Source organism: Sunxiuqinia rutila (assembly GCF_050589705.1).
Taxonomy (GTDB): Bacteria; Bacteroidota; Bacteroidia; order Bacteroidales; family Prolixibacteraceae; genus Sunxiuqinia; species Sunxiuqinia rutila.
In genome coordinates this window covers 361,542-381,147 of the sequence record NZ_JBNGOT010000003.1, presented here as the reverse complement: position 1 = coordinate 381,147, position 19,606 = coordinate 361,542, and the positions used below count along the sequence as shown (strand labels likewise).

12 protein-coding genes are annotated in these 19,606 nt (G+C 40.5%); all 12 read left to right on the top strand.

Annotated elements, in window-relative coordinates; genetic code table 11:
• Window positions 1–2: 2 nt before the first annotated feature.
• The 12 genes from ACRD6K_RS05180 (at window position 3) to ACRD6K_RS05125 (ending at window position 19,337) form a co-directional block, all read left to right on the top strand.
• Window positions 3–1,478, top strand: a complete 1,476-nt coding sequence (locus ACRD6K_RS05180) for a RagB/SusD family nutrient uptake outer membrane protein (protein ID WP_430972348.1) — start codon at window positions 3–5, stop codon at window positions 1,476–1,478.
• Between the two features lie 102 nt (window positions 1,479–1,580).
• Window positions 1,581–2,804 carry a glycoside hydrolase family 27 protein gene (locus ACRD6K_RS05175; protein WP_430972347.1) on the top strand — a complete coding sequence of 408 codons (1,224 nt, stop codon included), beginning with the start codon at window positions 1,581–1,583 and terminating at the stop codon, window positions 2,802–2,804.
• Window positions 2,805–2,946: 142 nt separating this feature from the next.
• A complete protein-coding gene (locus ACRD6K_RS05170; protein WP_430972346.1) occupies window positions 2,947–3,552 on the top strand; it encodes an RNA polymerase sigma-70 factor in 606 nt (201 codons plus the stop codon).
• A 52-nt stretch (window positions 3,553–3,604) separates the two neighbouring features.
• Window positions 3,605–4,591: a FecR family protein gene (locus tag ACRD6K_RS05165; RefSeq protein WP_430972345.1), complete on the top strand. Its 987-nt coding sequence runs from the start codon at window positions 3,605–3,607 to the stop codon at window positions 4,589–4,591.
• Window positions 4,592–4,689: 98 nt separating this feature from the next.
• Window positions 4,690–8,022 (top strand): TonB-dependent receptor, encoded by a 3,333-nt coding sequence (locus ACRD6K_RS05160; protein ID WP_430972344.1) that lies wholly within the window; start codon window positions 4,690–4,692, stop codon window positions 8,020–8,022.
• A gap of 13 nt (window positions 8,023–8,035) precedes the next feature.
• Window positions 8,036–9,616, top strand: coding sequence for a RagB/SusD family nutrient uptake outer membrane protein (locus tag ACRD6K_RS05155; protein WP_430972343.1), 1,581 nt, complete (start codon window positions 8,036–8,038; stop codon window positions 9,614–9,616).
• Between the two features lie 538 nt (window positions 9,617–10,154).
• Window positions 10,155–10,856 carry a 3-keto-disaccharide hydrolase gene (locus tag ACRD6K_RS05150; RefSeq protein ID WP_430972342.1) on the top strand — a complete coding sequence of 234 codons (702 nt, stop codon included), beginning with the start codon at window positions 10,155–10,157 and terminating at the stop codon, window positions 10,854–10,856.
• A gap of 10 nt (window positions 10,857–10,866) precedes the next feature.
• Window positions 10,867–12,156, top strand: coding sequence for a Gfo/Idh/MocA family protein (locus ACRD6K_RS05145; RefSeq protein ID WP_430972341.1), 1,290 nt, complete (start codon window positions 10,867–10,869; stop codon window positions 12,154–12,156).
• A gap of 369 nt (window positions 12,157–12,525) precedes the next feature.
• On the top strand, window positions 12,526–13,119 hold the full coding sequence (locus tag ACRD6K_RS05140) for an RNA polymerase sigma factor (RefSeq protein WP_430972340.1): 594 nt from the start codon (window positions 12,526–12,528) through the stop codon (window positions 13,117–13,119).
• A 131-nt stretch (window positions 13,120–13,250) separates the two neighbouring features.
• On the top strand, window positions 13,251–14,222 hold the full coding sequence (locus ACRD6K_RS05135) for a FecR family protein (RefSeq protein ID WP_430972339.1): 972 nt from the start codon (window positions 13,251–13,253) through the stop codon (window positions 14,220–14,222).
• 170 nt (window positions 14,223–14,392) lie between these two features.
• Complete coding sequence (locus ACRD6K_RS05130; protein ID WP_430972338.1) at window positions 14,393–17,698, top strand: TonB-dependent receptor; 3,306 nt, start codon at window positions 14,393–14,395, stop codon at window positions 17,696–17,698.
• Window positions 17,699–17,726: 28 nt separating this feature from the next.
• Entirely contained in the window at window positions 17,727–19,337 is a 1,611-nt protein-coding gene (locus tag ACRD6K_RS05125) for a RagB/SusD family nutrient uptake outer membrane protein (protein ID WP_430972337.1), read from the top strand.
• Window positions 19,338–19,606: the final 269 nt, after the last annotated feature.

Sequence of the window (19,606 nt, the reverse complement as noted above, 5' to 3'; positions counted from 1 at the left end):
GAATGAAATCAACTTTAAAATATTCATTGATATTTGTTTTGGCTGCTTTAATCGGCTGCCAGGAACTGGAACGGGAAGATTTTAACCAAATATATCCGGAGAACTTTTTTCAAAACGAAGATGATGTAAAAAATGCATCGACAGCCATGTACCGTCTGTTTCATATTTATTCATATGGCGGTGGTGGTCTTTACTCTCACGGAAGATTTGGGGTAAATATATTTACAGAAGTAAGTACTGATATTATGGCTTGTCGCTGGGGCGATGGTGGAACCTGGGCTGCTTTTAATGAACATACCTGGACTGCAGAAAACACCAAAGGGGTAAGTGATAGCTACTACCGCTACAACTGGTTGAGTAAAGGGGAGCAAATTATTAAAAACATTAAGGAATCACCGGTAACAGATGATATTAAAAATCGGTACATCGCACAAATTGAAGGCTTACAAGGATGGTTGGCTTATGTGCTGTTTGATTTGTACGGAGGTATTCCAATTGCCGATCCGGAAGTCCTTGAAAACTTTGAGGAAGAAATCTACTTGCCCAGAAAAACCAATGCAGAAATGGTTAGCTACATTGAAGGAAAGTTAAACTCAGCGGCTCAGTATTTGCCGGTTTCTTATCCTTCTAGTGACTGGGGCCGAATAACTAAAGGTGCAGCCAAGACCTTGCTGCTTAAGCTGTATATGCATGAGAAAGACTGGGCAAAAGCGGAAGAAGTTGCACGCGAAATTATGAAGCCGGAATATGGTTACGAATTGTTGAGTGACTATAAAGCTGTATTTGCTGTTGAAACAGAAATCAATAACGAAACAATCCTGGCGATTCCATGTAACGTTTCCGATTTTGCCAATGGTTGGGCTGCACATGCTTTGCTTCCTGATTATCCATATGCCATTGCAGGAGCTGCAAAATGGGGTGGATACCAAATGGAATGGGATTTTTACAATACCTATGAAGCCAATGATAAACGATTGGAAACCATTATTGGAGAGTATGAAGCTGGAGGTGTGGTGTATAACCAGGAAAACCATGGTGACCGACTTAATTTAGGGGCTATTCCTTTGAAATATGGGGTTGATCCTTCTCATATTGGTGATAAAGCCGGAAATGATGTTCCCGTTTTCCGCTATGCCGATATTATTTTGAGTTTGGCGGAAGCCATCAATAATATCAACAACGGACCAACTGCTGAAGCATATAGCTTGATCAATATGGTTCGCAACCGTGCCGGACTGGATAACTTGCAGGCTGGTCTTTCCAAGGATGCCTTTAATGATGCACTCTTACTCGAAAGAGGACATGAGTTTTATTGTGAAGGCCATCGCCGGACTGACTTGATTCGCCACGGGAAGTATGTGGAGTATGCCAAACTAAAGCCTAACAACGGAGCAGCAGAGCATAAGGTGCTTTACCCGATTCCGAACTCAGCCATTACTGAGAGTAAAGGAGCTGTCGTTCAAAATCCAGGCTATTAATATTCAATAGATACAATTGACCGACCTAAATGAAATTAGGTCGGTTTTTTTATTTTTAAAATGAATCTTTGTTTTAGCTTAGACGCAAAATCTTATTTTACAATGAAACACTACTATCTATTCATTTTTGCTTTTGCCGTATTGTTTTCCTGTACCACGGAGACAGAAGTTCAAACTCATCCACAGCGACCCCAAACGCCAATTATGGGCTGGGCCAGCTGGAATAATTACCGGGTGAATATTAATGAAGAAATTATTCGAAATCAGGCCGATGCGATGGTGAATCGCGGATTAAGCGATGCCGGGTATCACTACCTCAATGTTGATGATGGCTATTTTGGAGGCCGCGATTCAGAAGGAAACATCGTGGTTCACCCAGAGCGCTTCCCGAACGGAATGAAAAGTCTGGCAGATTATATTCATTCAAAAGGCCTGAAAGCCGGGATCTACAGTGATGCCGGAATTAATACCTGTGCTTCGTATTGGGACAAAGACACGATTGGTGTTGGTATGGGCTTGTATAATCATGAATGGCAAGACCTGACGCTCATGCTGAAGGATTGGGGCTATGACTTTATTAAAGTGGATTGGTGTGGCGGCGACTGGCTACAGCTGGATGAACAAACCCGCTATACCGAGATCAGTTCTATCATCAGAACCTTGAGGCCGGATGTGGTTTACAACATTTGTCGTTGGGAGTTTCCGGGAGAATGGGCCGTACAGGTAGCGGACTCATGGCGTATTTCGGGTGACATCAACAATACCTTTGGGTCGGTTATGCATATTGTTGATTTGAATGCTGACCTTTGGCGTTTCAGTGGCCCCGGCCATTTTAATGACATGGACATGCTTCAGGTAGGCCGCGGGATGACTTATGACGAAGACAAAACTCATTTTACCATGTGGTGTATTATGAATTCTCCTCTATTGGCAGGAAATGACTTAACAACCATGTCGGAAGAAACTTTGTCAATCCTGACCAATGAAGAAGTTATTGCTTTGAATCAGGATCCATTTGCCTATCAGGCCAGACGCTTAGAAGATCATGGCGACTTGGAACTTTGGGCAAAGCCCTTGGTGTCAGCCATCAGCGGACAAGTTGGTGTAGCACTGTTGAACCGCAGTAATGAAACCGCCGAAATTAGCTTAAACCTTGAAACCATTGGTATTCGAGCTAAAGATGGTTACTCGGTTCGGAATTTGTGGGAAAAAACGACCCAAACAGAACTGACAGCCGATTCCATTAGCTTTAAAGTACCTGCTCATGGTGTGGTTGCATTGAGAGTGGAAGGAACATCAATACCTTACAATGTATTTCAGCAATAAGCTGCCAAAAAATACTTGATAGAAGAAAGAGGCTCAGTCGTAGAAATTCGGCCGGGCCTCTCTTGTTTTGGTCAATCTTGTTCATGAGAGGACCCTCGTTTTGAAAATTATTTCTTTAATTTACCGGCCAAAACCATTTTGAATGGACACTAATCGAATTAATCACCTATATGCAGATGATGGTCATTTGAACCTCAATGAAGTGTTTCTTCAATACAGTGAATCCTTATTTTATTTCGCACTGAAGTTTGTAGATGAAGAGCTTGCCAAAGACGTGGTGCAGGATGTATTTTTCAAATTGTGGGAAGATAAAAGCTTAACCGTTACAAGTTCTGTGAGTGGCCTTTTGTTTACCATGGTTCGTAATATCTGCTTGCAGCATCTGGAGAAACAAAAAGTTCGAAGTCGCTATGCCGAATTAGCGAGTATTGAGTTAAGTCAAAATGAGATTCATTTTTATTCAACGGATACTTCTAGCTTAATTCAGCAGGAATTGCAAGAACAACTGCAAGAAGTAATTGATCAGTTGCCGGAGAAGTGTCGTGAAGTTTTTGTGCTCAGCCGTTTTCACGATAAACGTCACAAAGAAATTGCGGCCGAACTTGGAATTAGTATCAAGATGGTAGAGAAACACATATCCAAGGCTTTAAAGATCATTCGTGTGGAGTTAAAAGACTATCTTCCTTTGTTGTATCTGGTGCACACTTGCTTTTCGCATCAAAAAAATCAAGATTTTTTCATTTCATGAGGTAGGGTAGAAGCCGACTTACCGATCAATTAGGTAAACATACCTGTTTGAAATGGGAACTATTGAAGAAATAAAATCAAAATACATTCGAAGAGAAACAACCAATGAAGAAGAAGCGATACTTCTCAAATGGTTCAAAGAGCATCCTGAAGAGCAGAGAGCCTTTTATCAGGAGAAAGATATTTGGGACGCTTATGCGTTGGCGACGAACTCGAAAAACTATTCTCCTGAAACCGAAATTAGAAAACTGCATAAACGGGTTGTCAAACCCAAAACCAGAACGATTGCTGTTCCTGAATATCTCAAGATTGCTGCTGTTTTTGTTTTGGCCTTTGTTTTTAGCTGGTTGATTCAATCGCAGTTCGGAAGCATCGAAAGGCTTGCTGAAAAAGTAGAGTTGAGAGAAGTTGTTGTACCCAAGGGACAAATAAATCAAGTTTTTCTGGCTGATGGATCACGGATTTGGATCAATTCCGAATCAACCATTGAAATACCGTCCGTTTTTACTGGTGACGAGCGCGTGGTAACACTCAGCGGAGAGGCTTTCTTTGAGGTGGCTGAAGATGCAGACCATCCCTTCAAAGTAAAAGTTGAAGGACAAACCATTGAGGTTTTAGGTACTTCGTTCAACGTACGTGCTTATCCCGATGCAACAGTTGTTCAAACGACTCTGAAAACAGGAAAGATTGAACTTCAAACCCAAAATGAGACGATGACTCTTTCGCCTGGATATCAAACTGAACTGAATAAACTAACGGGAAATCTTTCGCTTAAAAAGGTTAACTCATCCAATTTCGATTCATGGAAGGACGGACGCTATGAATTTGTCGATGCCGATTTGGTTGACATATTTCAGGTGGTTGAACGATGGTACGATGTTGACTTGGTTTACAATGAAGAGGATTTCAAAGAGATGCACTATTCAGGGGTAATCAAGAAAACGAATTCGGTTCAGCACTTTTTGACCTTGCTGGGACTTTCTATCCCGATTCGGTATGAAATAGAATTAGAGAAAATAACAATCGAAAAAATAAATTAGGCCTATGATCTAAAAAACAAAGGACGGTGAATGTCCTACCATCCACCATCCTGAATTCAAGTCATTTTAATAACTTAATTTTTAAGCACTTCAAATTTATGAAAAAAATGTTAATCGGAACTCTTCCTTTTGATAGGAACAGGGTTCAAAAAACCTGGCTAATTATGCGCCTGACGATTTTTCTTACACTAATTTTTGTGTTTCGTGTTTCAGCTTCGGTTTACTCACAACAAACCAAACTTAGTTTGAAATTGGATGAAGTATCGCTTGAGCAAGCTTTTACCATCATTCATCAACAAACGGGATACGATTTCTTTTATAAAACGGATCAAATCCCGGTTGATCGTAAAGTTTCTGCCGATTATAAGAACTTGCAGGTAGAAGTCATCCTTAGTAAGATTTTACAAGGGACAAATCTCTCTTTTTATGTGCTGGATAAGGATATTGTTATCAGTCCAAAGCGTGAAAATGGAGATTTGATGAGTCAACAGATTAAAACCGTTACGGGAAAAGTCACTGATTCATCCGGTGAAGCACTTCCCGGCGTAACCGTGTTGGTGAAAGGAACAACACAGGGAACTGTGACTGATTTTGATGGAAACTATACAATCTCAGAAGTTCCTACAGGTGGAGCGTTGATATTTTCTTTTGTGGGTATGCGGACAGAAGAAATTGTAGTGGGAAGTCAAGCTTCAATTAATGTGATGTTGGAAGAAGATGCTATCGGTTTGGAGGAGGTAATTGCTGTTGGTTATGCCGTACAGGAAAAGGTGAGTTTAACAAATTCAGTAGCACAAATCAAAGGAGATGATTTGGTTAAACGCCCTGTAGCAAATGTTGGACAATCATTGCAAGGAATGGCTCCCGGAGTAATTGTGACGGATAATGGCGGACGGCCAGGTAGCTCAGATGTAAACATTCGTATCAGGGGGTTAACATCATTGGGTGATAAATCGCCGTTAATAATTGTTGATGGAATAGAGCAACGCATGAGTGATATTAATCCGGATGATATTGAAAGTGTTTCAGTGTTAAAAGATGCCTCATCAACTGCAATTTATGGATCAAGAGCAGCCAATGGAGTTGTATTGATTACCACGCGAAGGGCAAAAACAGGAGATGTTAATATTGCTTACCATGGATATGTTGGTATTCAAAAGGCCACCAATACTCCAGAACACCTTGACTTAAGGTCCTATTTCGAATTGGAAAATGTTGCCCGGGTGAATGCAGGTGCAGAACCAAAATATACCGAAGAATACATTGATGAATATGTGAATGCAACTGACAGGGAAAAATACCCGTTACCTTTTCCTTGGTTTGACAAGGGGGTTATGCTTAAAAATGCACCACAGCAAAACCATACACTTTCGATTAGTGGAGGAAACGAATTTTTGAAAGCAAGAGCAAGTATAAGGCACCAGGATATTGGGGGGATAGTAAGCAACTTTGGTGATAAGAAAAATGAAGTAAGGGTGAATACAGATTTTAAAGCAAGTGAAAAATTAGACTTTTCATTTGATTTGAATTTTCGTGCATCTGAAAACAAGCAGCCTCATGCAGGTGTTTATAATGTGTTCAATTATATGCTTCATGCAACTAAATTTTCGGTCCCACAATACGAAACAGGAGAATATGGTCTTGGACCACAAAACAACAATCCCCTTATATTTGCAGAGCTATCGGGGTTAACTACAAGTAAAAACGATTATTTCATAGGGAAAGGTAAGGCCAATTATGAAATTGTTAGTGGTTTGAAATACACCTTTGAACTTGGAGTAAGAAATTCGTCGACACAAACTTCAGCTTATCAAAATAAGTATAGAAATGAAGATCCATATACCGGACGTATACGAGAAGTACCTTTAAATTCACTTTCGGAATCGAGAAGTAATTTTAGAGAATATACTCTTTCGCATTTATTGAATTACTCAAAGTCATTTGAGCGTCATAATATAAACTTTCTGTTGGGCTATTCTACAATTGCAAATCGTCAAAATAGTTTATCCGGATTTCGCCAGGATTTCTACAATAATGATATCCAATCCTTGAGCTCCGGGTCAGAAGAAAATAAAGATAATGGAGGAAGTAACAGCGAGTATGGTTTACGCTCTTATTTCGGACGTGCAAATTACAATTATGCAAAAAAATATTTTGTTGAGGTAAATGCCCGCTACGATGGTTCTTCACGGTTTAGTTCAACGAAGCAGTATGCTTTCTTCCCATCATTCTCAGGTGCTTGGAGAATCTCTCAAGAAGATTTCTGGAGTGACTATTCCGGTATTGTAAATGAGTTTAAACTACGCGCGTCCTGGGGGTTGACGGGTAATCAGGCAATAAGTCTTTATGAGTTTTATCCGGCACTTTCTACTGTGGATTACGCTTTTAACGAAAATCCAGCACAAGGCTATACTCAAACTCAATTTGTTAATAAAGATCTTACTTGGGAAAAAACAGAACAATGGGACATCGGAATTGATTTGGGCTTTCTTGATAATCGGATAAATTTCACTCTTGATTACTATGATAAGCTTACCAGGGATATTTTATTGCAATTGCCAATCCCTGCCACAATTGGATTAAACCCATCGTACCAGAATGCTGGAGTTGTAAGTAATAAAGGCTGGGAAACTGGTATTAACTACCGGGGAGGTAATAAGCTAAAGTATAATTTGGGGCTTAATGTTAGCCGTAACAAAAATGTAGTAGAAGATTTGCTTGAAACAGGCCCTTATATTTCGGGAGGTGGTGCAAATCAGACCTTCATTATTCAGGAAGGAATGGCAATGAATAGTTTATGGGGATACCAAACCGATGGTTTTTTTCAAAGCGAAGAGGAAATTGCTAATTATCCAACATTGCAGGCAAATACGAAGCCCGGGGATGTTAAATATCTGAATCTGAATAATGATGATGTAATTAGTCCGGAAGACCGTGGCTTTCTCGGTTACAGTTTCCCAATATACAATTATGGAGCAACTATGAACTTTAGTTATTTCAATTTTGAATTGTACATGCAATGGCAAGGAGCTAGTGGTCATACAACTCAAGTTGCGGGAGGTTTAGCACATCAAGCAACATACGAGGCTTTTACCCATAAAATTCATGCAGACTATTGGACTGAAGAGAACCGAGATGCAAGGTGGCCGCGACCAATTAAATCAAATTTGAGGAACTTGCAAGCATCCGATTTACTTACTATTGATGCAGATTACCTCCGGTTAAAAAATATTATGCTTTCGTACAATTTGCCGGCGATTATATTGTCAAAACTTTCGATAAGCAAAGCCCAGGTTTATGTGAATGCAACAAATGTTTTAACCCTTTCGAAATTGAACGAATGGGACCTTGATCCAGAAACACCACCCGGAAGGGCAAATTACTATCCTCAGGTTAGTTTATATACGGTTGGTTTAAAGTTGAATTTCTAAAAAAAATAATGCGATGAAAAAAATAATAGGTTTACTATCAATCGTTTCCTTTCTATTTTCTTGCCAAGAAAGCTTGTTGGATACGGTTCCTGATGACCGTATTTCTACTGAAATTTTCTGGCAAACAGAAGATGATGCCATATTAGGGGCTAATGCTCTTTATCCAACTCTGGACGGAAATCGTTTATTTTCTTATGATGGAATTACTGATTTAGTTCATACGAATCGCCTTTTTGAGGATAATTCAATTATTGAAGCAGGAAATGCTGATGCAAGTTTCTCTCGTTTCCTTTCGGAGTGGGATGCAGCTTATACTGCGATACGAAGGGCCAATGATTTTTTTGAGAATATTGATCGTGTTGAGACGGATAATACGACTCTTATTAGTCAGTTAAAGGGAGAAGTGCGAACCATTCGAGCTTACCATTATCTTAAATTGGTAATGCTTTTTGGCGATGTTCCATTAATTACAACGAGTATAAATGTTGACGAAGGAAAAGTATTAACTCGGGATCCTGCAGCGGATATCTGGGATTATATTTCTACAGAATTAACAACTGCCGCAGGAGAGCTGCCAGCAAGTTACTCAGGGAATGACAAAGGGCGTGTAAGTAAAGGAGCTGCATTAGGTTTAAAAGCCAGAGGAATGCTTTATGCAGGGCGGTATGCCGAAGCTGCGGCTGCGGCAAAACAAGTGATGGATCTTGGAGTATATTCCCTCTATAATTCTTATGAAGACTTGTTTCAGTATGAAGGAGAGAACTGCAATGAGATAATTCTTGATCGTCAATTTGCAAAAGATGTTCTTTCAAACAACTATTACAATACACTTGGCCCTTGGAGCTTGGTACCGGGAAGTGTTGGTAGTGTATATGTACCAACCAAAAAATTGGTAGATATGTATGAAATGAACAATGGGTTGTCTATAACTGATTCAGAAAGTGGTTTTGATCCATATAATCCTTATGAGAATAGAGATCCACGTTTAAAACAATCGATCTTTGTTACTGGCATGGAGTTGCCCAATGGAAAGATTTATAATACACTACCCAACGACCCGAATGCAACCGATCCGGTCGGTGGAACACTTTATACAACGACTACAGGTTGGAATATTAAGAAGTATATTGCCGATAGTGATAACTCAACACCTGGTAATTCGGGAATTAACCTAATATTGTTAAGGTATGCGGAGGTGCTCCTTACTTATGCTGAAGCAAAAATTGAATTAAATGAAATCGATAATTCGGTTTATAATGCAATTAATCAGGTTCGTGGTAGGGTTAGTGTTAATATGCCAGAGATTGCAACAAATTTATCGCAGGATGTATTGAGAGAAATTGTTCGCAAAGAAAGAGCAATTGAGTTAGCTTTTGAAGGAACTCGCCTTTTTGATATCAGACGCTGGAATATAGCACATGAAGTAATGCCCGAAACTGTTTATGGAATGACCTATGAAGAAAATGGTTCATTGGTTACAATTGAGATTACCGGATATAATAGAGTCTTTGATTCTAGCCGTGATTACCTGTGGCCAATTCCACAGAAAGAGAGGGAGCTAAATCAAAATCTGGAGCAAAATCCAAAATGGTAAACTATATTAATTATTAGACTATAATGAATTCAGCCATAACTGCATCGTCAGTTGTGGCTGAATTTTTGTTTAATAATATTTTATTCCAAAATCCTGAGAAAATATCTTTTGCCGGCAGTTGTAAGCGTAACATTAAAATCTTGTATTATTGTTGGAGAAGTTGAAGCTGTTATATTTTAGTAGAGCATAATTAAAGTTTCTTGTCGTTGCTGGTGAATTTTATTAGGTGACACCAGTAAAAAACGAAATGCTCCAAATAAAGAATTTTTGACTAGTTAAATACTAATAAAAGTAAGCTTGTTTGATGAGCCATACTCTCATATTGATCAGCTTTATGTTGCTCTCAAGGGAAGCACAAACTCCTTTATTTAATCATTTAATTTTGCTTAGATCTAATTTAATTTGATCTGAAACTTGTCAAAAATTAAAGATTCAAAAAAAAGATTAATACTTTTAGCAGTTAAACACCGCCAGGTGTGAAGTATTTTACAGGTTTTATCAATAAACCTCTAATCAATAAAACTAAATTATTAACTAGATGAAGCAAAAAGTATTTTTAGTAGCAGTCCTGCTAACCGTTACATTCTTGAGTAATGCGCAAGGATTAAACACATTAACAAAAGAAGAAAAAAAGGCAGGCTGGGAATTACTCTTTAACGGAAAAAACCTTGACGGGTGGAAAATTTTTCAAGGAGGTGACGTTAAAGGATGGAAAGTCATTGATGGTATTTTAAATAACTCAGGAGTGGGAAGTGACCATGGTGGCGACATTATTTCCAAAAAGCAGTTTAAAGATTTCGAGTTGTATTTGGAATGGAAAATTGCTCCCAAAAGTAACAGTGGTGTGTTTATTCGTGTCCAAGAAGGCGACACCAAAAAGATTTATGAAACAGGGCCGGAATACCAGTTACTTGACGATAAAGGTTGGCCAACCAAATTGGATGACAGCCAATACTCCGGAGCCAACTATGCGATGCATACACCCCAGGGGGCTGAAGTAAACCCTATTGATGAGTGGAACACAACGCGTATCATTGTACAAGGAAGCCAGGTACAGCATTTTTTGAATGGCAAGAAAGTGGTTGAATATGAGTTATGGACTGATGAGTGGAACGCCTTAAAAAGCAAGAGCAAATGGAAGGATAAACCACTTTATGGAATGGCAAAAAAAGGCCATATCGGTTTACAAGATCATGGTGGCTTAACACAGTTCCGAAACATCAAAATCAGAAAACTATAAATCAAACCATATGAAAAGAAGAGATTTTCTAAAAGGAGCGGCCGTATTTGGCTCAATAACCATGTTGCCTTCATCGGTTTGGGCACTGGCAAAAAATGGAAAACTAAGAACTGCTCACATTGGAGTTGGCGGAATGGGAAATGCAGACCTGGAAGCCATTGCTTCGCATCCGCAGGTTGAAGTTACAGCCCTTTGCGATGTTGACTCTGTTCGCTTGGCTGCTGCCAAAAAAATGCATCCCAATGCGAAAACATTCAGCGACTACCGGGTACTGTTTGACAAGATGAGAGATGCTATTGATGCCGTTATCGTGTCAACACCGGACCACACGCACGCGCCGGCATCGATGCTAGCCATGCAAATGGGCAAGCCTGTTTATTGTCAGAAACCTTTGACACACCATGTTTCGGAGGCCAGGGCGATGCGTAAATATGCCGAAGATAATAAGCTGATCACTCAAATGGGTATTCAATGCCATTCCAGTGACATGTATTTAAAAGCAGCTCTTTTAATTAAATCCGGAATTATTGGGAAGGTAAATACCGTACGGGCCTGGTCGCCTAAAAACTGGGGGTACGACGGACCTGCTCCAACAGGAAGCGATCCAATTCCATCCACGCTGGATTGGAACTTATGGTTAGGAACTTCGCCTGAGCGGCCGTATAAGGACAAAATTTACCATCCGGGTAATTGGCGCAAGTTGTTGGATTATGGATGCGGAACCTTAGGCGATATGGGAGTTCATATTTTTGATACCCCTTACACCGCGCTTGAGCTGGATGTGCCAAGAACCATTAAAACCAAATGTCGTAAGCCAACCGGATTTGGGCATCCCGAGCACAACGTAGTTGAATATGAATTTCCGGGAACGAAATACACCACCGAGAGTTTAAAGTGGGTGTGGTACGATGGCCCTGGAGCACCTAAAAAGCACCGGGACTTAAAATTACCCAATAAAGAGAAGCTACCCGAACAGGGAGCCATGTTTATTGGTGAAAAAGGAAACTTACTGTTGCCTCACTGGGATTACCCGAAATTGATTGTCAATGGCAAATACGAACCCATCGACTTCCCGGACATCCCTAAAGCCGACCACTATCACCAGTTTGTTGATGCCTGCTTAGGAAAAGATGAATGCAGTGCTCCGTTTTCTTATGCCGCACGATTGACTGAATCTATTTTGTTGGGAGTTATAGCCAACCGTTTTCCTAAGAAGACGTTGCATTGGGATATTGCATCAGCGAAATTTGTTGAAGCCGAAGCCAATCAATTGTTAGACTTCAAATACAGAAAGTTTTAGAACTTGGCTGTTATAACGATACTAATTGGGCATCTTTTTTAGATGCCCTTTTTTTGTCCCTGAAAAAAGAATTCAGCCAGTGGGGGTTTAGTTGAAGCCTAACCTGAGATTGGTCTGGTCGCAAGAAGCTTATGGCAATTTCGCGAAAAAAAGCAGTTGTCTCGATTTAAATTTAGAGACTCAATTATGTATCTTTTTTCAGGCAGGTGTGGCTTGATTGCAGACTATTGAGCTGACACATAAAAGGTCATATGCAATATTTAAATCAGAAGGGTCTGATTTCCTTTTACAGCATGAAAAGTTAATCGTTGTGAGGGGAAGAATGATTTGATTTTTTTATCTAAATTGCGCGCCCTATAGTGCTTGTGAATGATTGATAGATCTCTAAATACGGACCTGAAAACCGGAAATCCCTCGAGCTATGACAAGTTATACGCATTAACTTCAGCACGATTAAAAAATTACTGCAAAATCTTTTTGAACGATCATGGTTTGGTTGAGGATGTTGTTCAGGATGCTTATGTCCGCTTGTGGGAGAAGCGCAACTTAATAAAGGCGGATAAATCGGTTGAAAGCCTTCTGTTCACCATTGTGCGCAATCAGTGTTTAAACCACCTGCGTGATCAAAAATTGCATCAGGATTCCTTTTCGCTGGAAGAATATGCCTGGAGCGATTTGCAGCATTTGTATCAGATTGACTTTACCGGAGGCGAGGAAGTAACGCTGGAAGAGCAGTTGTATGAATCGTTAAAGGAAGCAATTGAGCAGTTGCCGGAAAGACAGCGACAGGTGCTGGTTAAATGCAAGATTGAAGGACGTAAACAGCAAGATGTGGCCGATGAGCTTGACATTTCAGTAAAGGCAGTTGAAAAGAACCTGGCGAAAGCCAAAAAGCACCTGCGTACGAATCTTGTTGAACGCTTTCCCGAACTTTCCTTTATTATTTTATTACTTCTTAAATAGTTTCCTTCTGGTTTATTATTAGCTCATTAAAGCCCGTTTCTTTTCAAATTCAAAAAAAGAATGCAAAAAAAACAGGATACAGGGGGTAGGGGATTTTCATTTTCTGTGTATTGATGATGAAAGGCATGAATATGGAAAAGAAAATACAGCTTTATTTAGAGGGTAAGCTTCCGAAAGAGGAACAGGAAGATTTGTTGGGCTGGATTCGGAAAGACAATAATCAGGCACAATATGATTCCATTAAAAAGGCTTGGTGGGAAAAACATCAGGCTACTCAGCAAAAGACCTCTCTGAATTTAGGCCAAACCCGTTTGCGCAATCGATCGAATGAAAAGCAGGACTTGCAAAAATCGAAGCGCTATTTAGCGTTTTACCGCTATGCATCCATTGCCTTATTACTTTTGGGTTTGTCTGGTGCTGCCTGGGTGTATCGTACGTATTCCAATACCGAACTTCAATATACCGAGTTCCATACAGACTTGGGGCAGGTTTCCAGCATGACCTTATCGGATGGCACTAAAGTATGGATTAACTCCGGAACTCAGTTACGTTACAACAATCAATATGGTACCCAAAACCGGGACGTAGCCGTTGTTGGTGAGGCTTATTTTGAAGTGGCCAAAGATAAAAGGCGTCCTTTCATTGTGGATATGGGGACGCTAAAAGTGGAAGTTACCGGAACCCAGTTTGGGGTATCCAACTACACCGATTCTGAAACGTCAAGTGTGGTGCTGAAAGAAGGAGCTGTGAATATTCGTTCAGTAAAAAATAAACTGATCACCCGCCTAAAACCCGATGAGTTAGTTCTGTTCAATAAGCAAAATAAGACTTTGGAAACTCAGGTGGTTGAGCCGGAGAATTACATTTCGTGGAAAGATGGGATTCTGCATTTTTACGAGCTACCGCTTGAGCAACTGGCGTTAAAACTTCAAAAAAGATTTAATCAACAGTTTGAAGTCGACCCTGTCGTGAAAGATATTCCTTACACCTTTAGCATCGAGGGAGAATCGCTATCTGAAGTGTTGCGGCTGATTGAGCGGGTATCTCCGGTTAAGGCCATACAAGAAGGAACAGTAATCAAACTAAAATATATGAATCATTAAAAATTGAGACAAAAAAAACAGGAAAGTGCGGTAACACTTTCCTGCGGTTAAACCTGTCATCGGTAAATGACAATTTATTTAAACCTTAAATTCATTTCAAAACTATGAAAAAAAAATTAGGAATATGGGGAAACCTATCTCCATTTGTTAAATCTCAAACGGGAAGAATTATGCGGCTAACATTTCTCTTGCTACTGGTTGGGCTCATGCAGGTATCTGCCAGTTCATACAGCCAGAATGCCAGACTAAACCTTGAATTTCAGAATGCACAAGTTCGGGAAGTGATGCAGGCTATTGAAAGCCAAAGCAAGTATCGGTTTGCTTACAGCTCCGAATTTATCGATATCAGTCAGGAAGTTGATATTTCACTTCGTGAGCAAACTATTGAAGGAACCCTGGAAGCCTTGTTTGACGGATCAGGCATTAGCTATAGCATTGAAGATCGAATGATTTTGCTTTCTGCCAAGCAGGTGCCAAGCAATGTGCAACAAAAAGTGTCGGTAAGTGGTAAAGTTACTGATTCGGCCGGCCTGGTTCTACCTGGCGTTACCGTCTTAGTGAAAGGAACCACCAATGGTACAATTACCGATTTTGACGGGAACTATACCTTGGGAGATATTCCAGCCAACGGCACTTTGGTTTTCTCTTTTGTGGGAATGAGAACCGAAGAAATTGCTGTTGAGGGAAAAAATACCATTAACCTTCGCATGGAAGAGGAAAGTATTGGCCTGGAGGAAGTCGTGGCTGTTGGATACGGGGTGCAGAAGAAAGTAAACTTGACAGGATCAGTAGCAACTGTAAAAGCAGAAGAACTGTCGAATCGTCCTACCAGTACAACCATCGAAGCGCTTCAAGGAGCAGTTCCCGGAGCAGTGGTAACACGCGGCAGCGGATTGCCTGGACAGGAAGATTTCAAAATTCAAATTCGTGGAGCAACTTCAATCAACAACCAGCCTGTATTAGTGTTGATTGATGGTGTATCCGGAAGTTTGGATCGCGTACAACCGGAGGATATTGAATCAATATCGGTGTTGAAGGATGCTGCTGCTGCCGCCATTTACGGATCACGTTCGGCTGGTGGTGTTATTTTGATTACGACTAAAAAGGGAGCCAAAGGAAAAGTAACGGTAAACTACAGCGGTCTTTACTCGGTTAACAGACCTGCGCGTATGCCGGAACCGCTTCCAATGGGAGAAATTGCGCTGATGCAAAACCTGTCCAGAGAGAATGCTGGTTTGGCAGCCAACTGGAAGCCTGAGGATATTGAGAAGATCAATGATCCAAACATTTGGTACGAAACAGACCCAAACAACCCGAATGCCTGGAAGTGGTTTGGAGATAATAATTATGTGGATCTGATGATTAACGAGAATGTGCCACAACAGAATCATAATATCGCGGTTTCAGGAGGACAGGAAAAATTGACTTACCGGATATCAACTACTTATTTCCAAAAGAAAGGGTTATTGAAATACGGAAATGATGACAACCAGCGCTATTCCATGCGTATTAACCTGGGATCAGACATTAACAAATACGTTCGTCTGGAAACCGATGCTTCTTTCTACCGAAACAGCTACGACCAGCCTTCTTATGGAAACATGGAAGGAAACTACTCAAACTTGTATAAAATTTACACGATTCGTGGATTGTACCCGCTTTATACGCCGCTTGGTGACATGACCGGTTTTGCTGCTCAGCTTACTGCGGGAACAACAGATGTAACAGAAGATCGCTATCAGTTGAATAGCCGTTTGTTTGTTACCGACTTAGTAAAAGGACTTAAATTTACAGTTCTTGGTGGCCTTCGCAGTGATTATAACAGAGCATTTAGTTTTTTGAAAAAAGCACCGATTATCGGAGCTGATGGTTCAACCATTATTGGTTGGGATAATAAAGATGATAAAGTTTACAGAAGTAATACAGAAGTGTTGAAAAAAGACTTCCAGTTTTTGGTTGATTACGACAAATCTTTTGGAAAACACAACTTTCATGGGTTAGCAGGTTACTCTTTTGAAGAGTACAACTATACGTATTGGAATGCTCAGGCCAACGGATTGGTCAATGATAATTTGTACAGTTTCGACTGGGCCGACATCAGCAGCTATAAAGCGAGCGACAATATGCAATCGAATGCATTCCAGGCTGTATTCGGACGTTTGACTTACAACTATGACAGCCGATACCTTTTTGAAGCTAACGTTCGCTACGATGGAAGTTCAAAACTGGCTAAAGAAAACCGTTACCAGATTTTCCCATCATTCTCATTGGCATGGCGTATGTCGCAAGAATCATGGTTTAACGTTCCTTTCATGAGTGAAGCTAAACTTCGTGCTTCATGGGGACGCCTTGGAAACGGTGATGTGTTGGGCAACTATGACTACATTGCTATGTTGAATAGTAGCAAAGGTCTTATTTTGGATGGTGCACAAACGCAGTATATCTACCAGGGACGTCTGGCTTCAGCTGAAAAGAGCTGGGAAACGATTGAAACCTCTAACATTGGTGTCGATCTGGGATTCTTTGACAATAAACTGACCATGACCGGAGACTACTTTGTGAAGTTTAACAAAGACATGTTGGTTAATGTAACTTATCCATCAGTGATTGGTGTAAGTGTTCCGGCTTTCAATGCAGGAGAATTGAAAACCTGGGGATGGGAAATGTCTGCAACATGGAAACAAAAGGTTAAAGACTTCTCTTACTCGGTAGCATTTAATTTGGGCGACAGCGAAAACGAACTGGTTGAATACTTTGGAAGAGATGTGATTAATGAAGGCGTGAACAAGTTGATTGAGGGAATGCCAATTAATTCAATCTACGGCTACAAAACAGATGGTTTTTTCCAAACTCAGGAAGAAGTTGATGGTCATGTTTTCCAAAGTAGTGTGACTGGTGTTGGTGATGTCAAATATGTTAACATGAATGACGATGACAAAATCAATGCAGGGCGTCAATCCATTGAAGACCATGGTGACCTTGTTTACCTGGGAAATACCAATCCTCGTTACAACTATGGTATTACAGCCAATGCTTCTTACAAGGGGTGGGATTTCACTGCTTTCTTCCAAGGAGTTGGAAAACGTAGTTTCTATGTAAATAATATGGACCTGATGCCATTTGCTTACAGCTGGGTAAATCCATATACCATTCACCGCGACTATTGGACACCAGATAATCGGGATGCTTATTTCCCTCGTTTGTATGAGCGTGGATTTCACAACTACAAAGTCAGCGATCGTTGGGTGCAGAATGGAGCTTATATCCGCTTGAAAAATGTTCAGTTAGGGTATACTATTCCTAAAAAAGTCACTATGCGTGCAGGAATCGAGAAATTGCGTGTTTATTTCACCGGACAAGACCTTTGGGAGAAAACCAAGACCCTCAAAATTTATGATCCGGAAATGCCACAAGGAAGTAGCTATCGTTATCCATTTACCAGAGGATTTGCTTTTGGAGTAAACCTAACATTCTAATTATTGCGAAATGAAAAAGACAAACATTATGAAAAAATATCTTATTCTTTCACTCGTTGCCTTGATGAGTTTTTCATGTGATTTGGACCGTTACCCGGAAGGTGATTTATCGGATGCGGTATTCTGGAAAACAGAAGGCGATTTTACTCAGGCATTAAATGCGCTGTACACTTCAATTCCGGGGTGGGGACGCTTCGATGATGATAATATGAGTGATATCCAGGTAGGAAACTCAGCCAATAGTATTAGTGAAGGTTCCTACCAACCTAGTTCAAGCTTTGGTCCCTGGAATGGAGCTTATGCAACAATTCGGAGAGCAAACAATATTATTACGAAGCTTGGAGAAGTAGATTTAGGAGTTTCGAATGCATTAGAAGCTGAAGCACGTTTCTTCCGGGCTCTTGCCTATTTTCAATTGGTAAAAGCTTATGGTGATGTACCATTGGTATTGGAAGTATTGGATATTACCAGCGAAGGATTATATGGTAGTCGTGCACCAAGAAAAGAAGTGATTGACCAGGTAATTGCAGATCTTGACTTTGCGGCAACTCATCTTTCTGTAAAATCAGAATTGAGCCAAAAAGGTCGGGTAGCCAAGGGGGCAGCTTTAGCTCTTAAAGCCCGTGTGGCGTTGTACGAAGGAACCCGTTCAAAATACCATAACTACGGCTACGAAACAGAGCTTCTGCAGCAAGCAAAAGCTGCAGCCAAAGCGGTGATTGAAAGTGGTGAATACGATCTTTATACAGCAAAAGGGAATGGTTATGACAACTACAACAGCCTTTTCTTGTATGATGGCGAAGGCAGCGACGAAACTATTTTGGCGCATGAATACGGAACAGGAGACGATAACCCGGTAGCGTATTTCAATAACCGGAACTTGGAGCAAGGACAAGCTTGCGCTACGCGTAAATTGCTTGACTCTTATTTGTGTACAGATGGTCTTCCTATCGAAAAATCACCATTGTTTCAAGGTTGGACCGAATACGCTTCTGAATTTGAAAACCGTGATCCACGTTTGTTGTCTGTTATCCTTAAAAGAGGAGATGACTTGAAAGGTGCGGGTAATCCTTGGACTCCATCGATTTATTCAACCTTATCCGGTGTTTTGTTCAAAAAATATGCCTATGCTGCAGAGTGGGAAACCCAAAAGTCTTACATCGACTGGATGTTTATTCGCTATGCCGAAGTGCTTTTGGTTTACGCTGAAGCCACTTATGAACTGGACGGTCAAATTTCAGATGCAGATCTGAATATTTCGATTAACAAGTTGAGAGACCGTGTGGAAATGCCACATCTGACTAATGCTTTCGTTCAAACCAATGGCTTGGACATGTTGGAAGAAATCAGACGCGAGCGTCGTTGTGAATTGGTGATGGAAGGTTTCCGTTACGATGACATTATGCGTTGGAAAATTGCTGAAGATGTGATGCCGGAAACTGTTTATGGTGCACGCCTTTTTGCCGGCGAGTATGAGGACGTCAATCCGGAATCACTGAATCTGACTGCTGACAGCATTATTATTGCGCAACCAGCCAGTAAAAGGACTTTCGATCCTGCAAAACATTACTTGTGGCCATTGCCAATTAGCCAGTTGGGTTTAAATGAAAATCTGACTCAAAACCCAGGATGGGATTGATCTTTTTTAGTTTCTAGATAAAAGGCCAAAGCCATAATTCTTTGTAATTATGGCTTTGGTAATTTTTGTGATGTATTGAAATGAAGATGGACCTAAGAAAATATAAGTTGAATCACCAGGGGCGTTTAGAGTTCTATTGCTTAGCGTTTTTTTGTGGATAGGTCTTTATCCGGTCTACTATATCACTTAAATTTATAATCGATTAAAATTTTCCAGTGATTAATACCCAATTAACTTTAGGCCTAAGTTAATCGCACAATACTTCAACT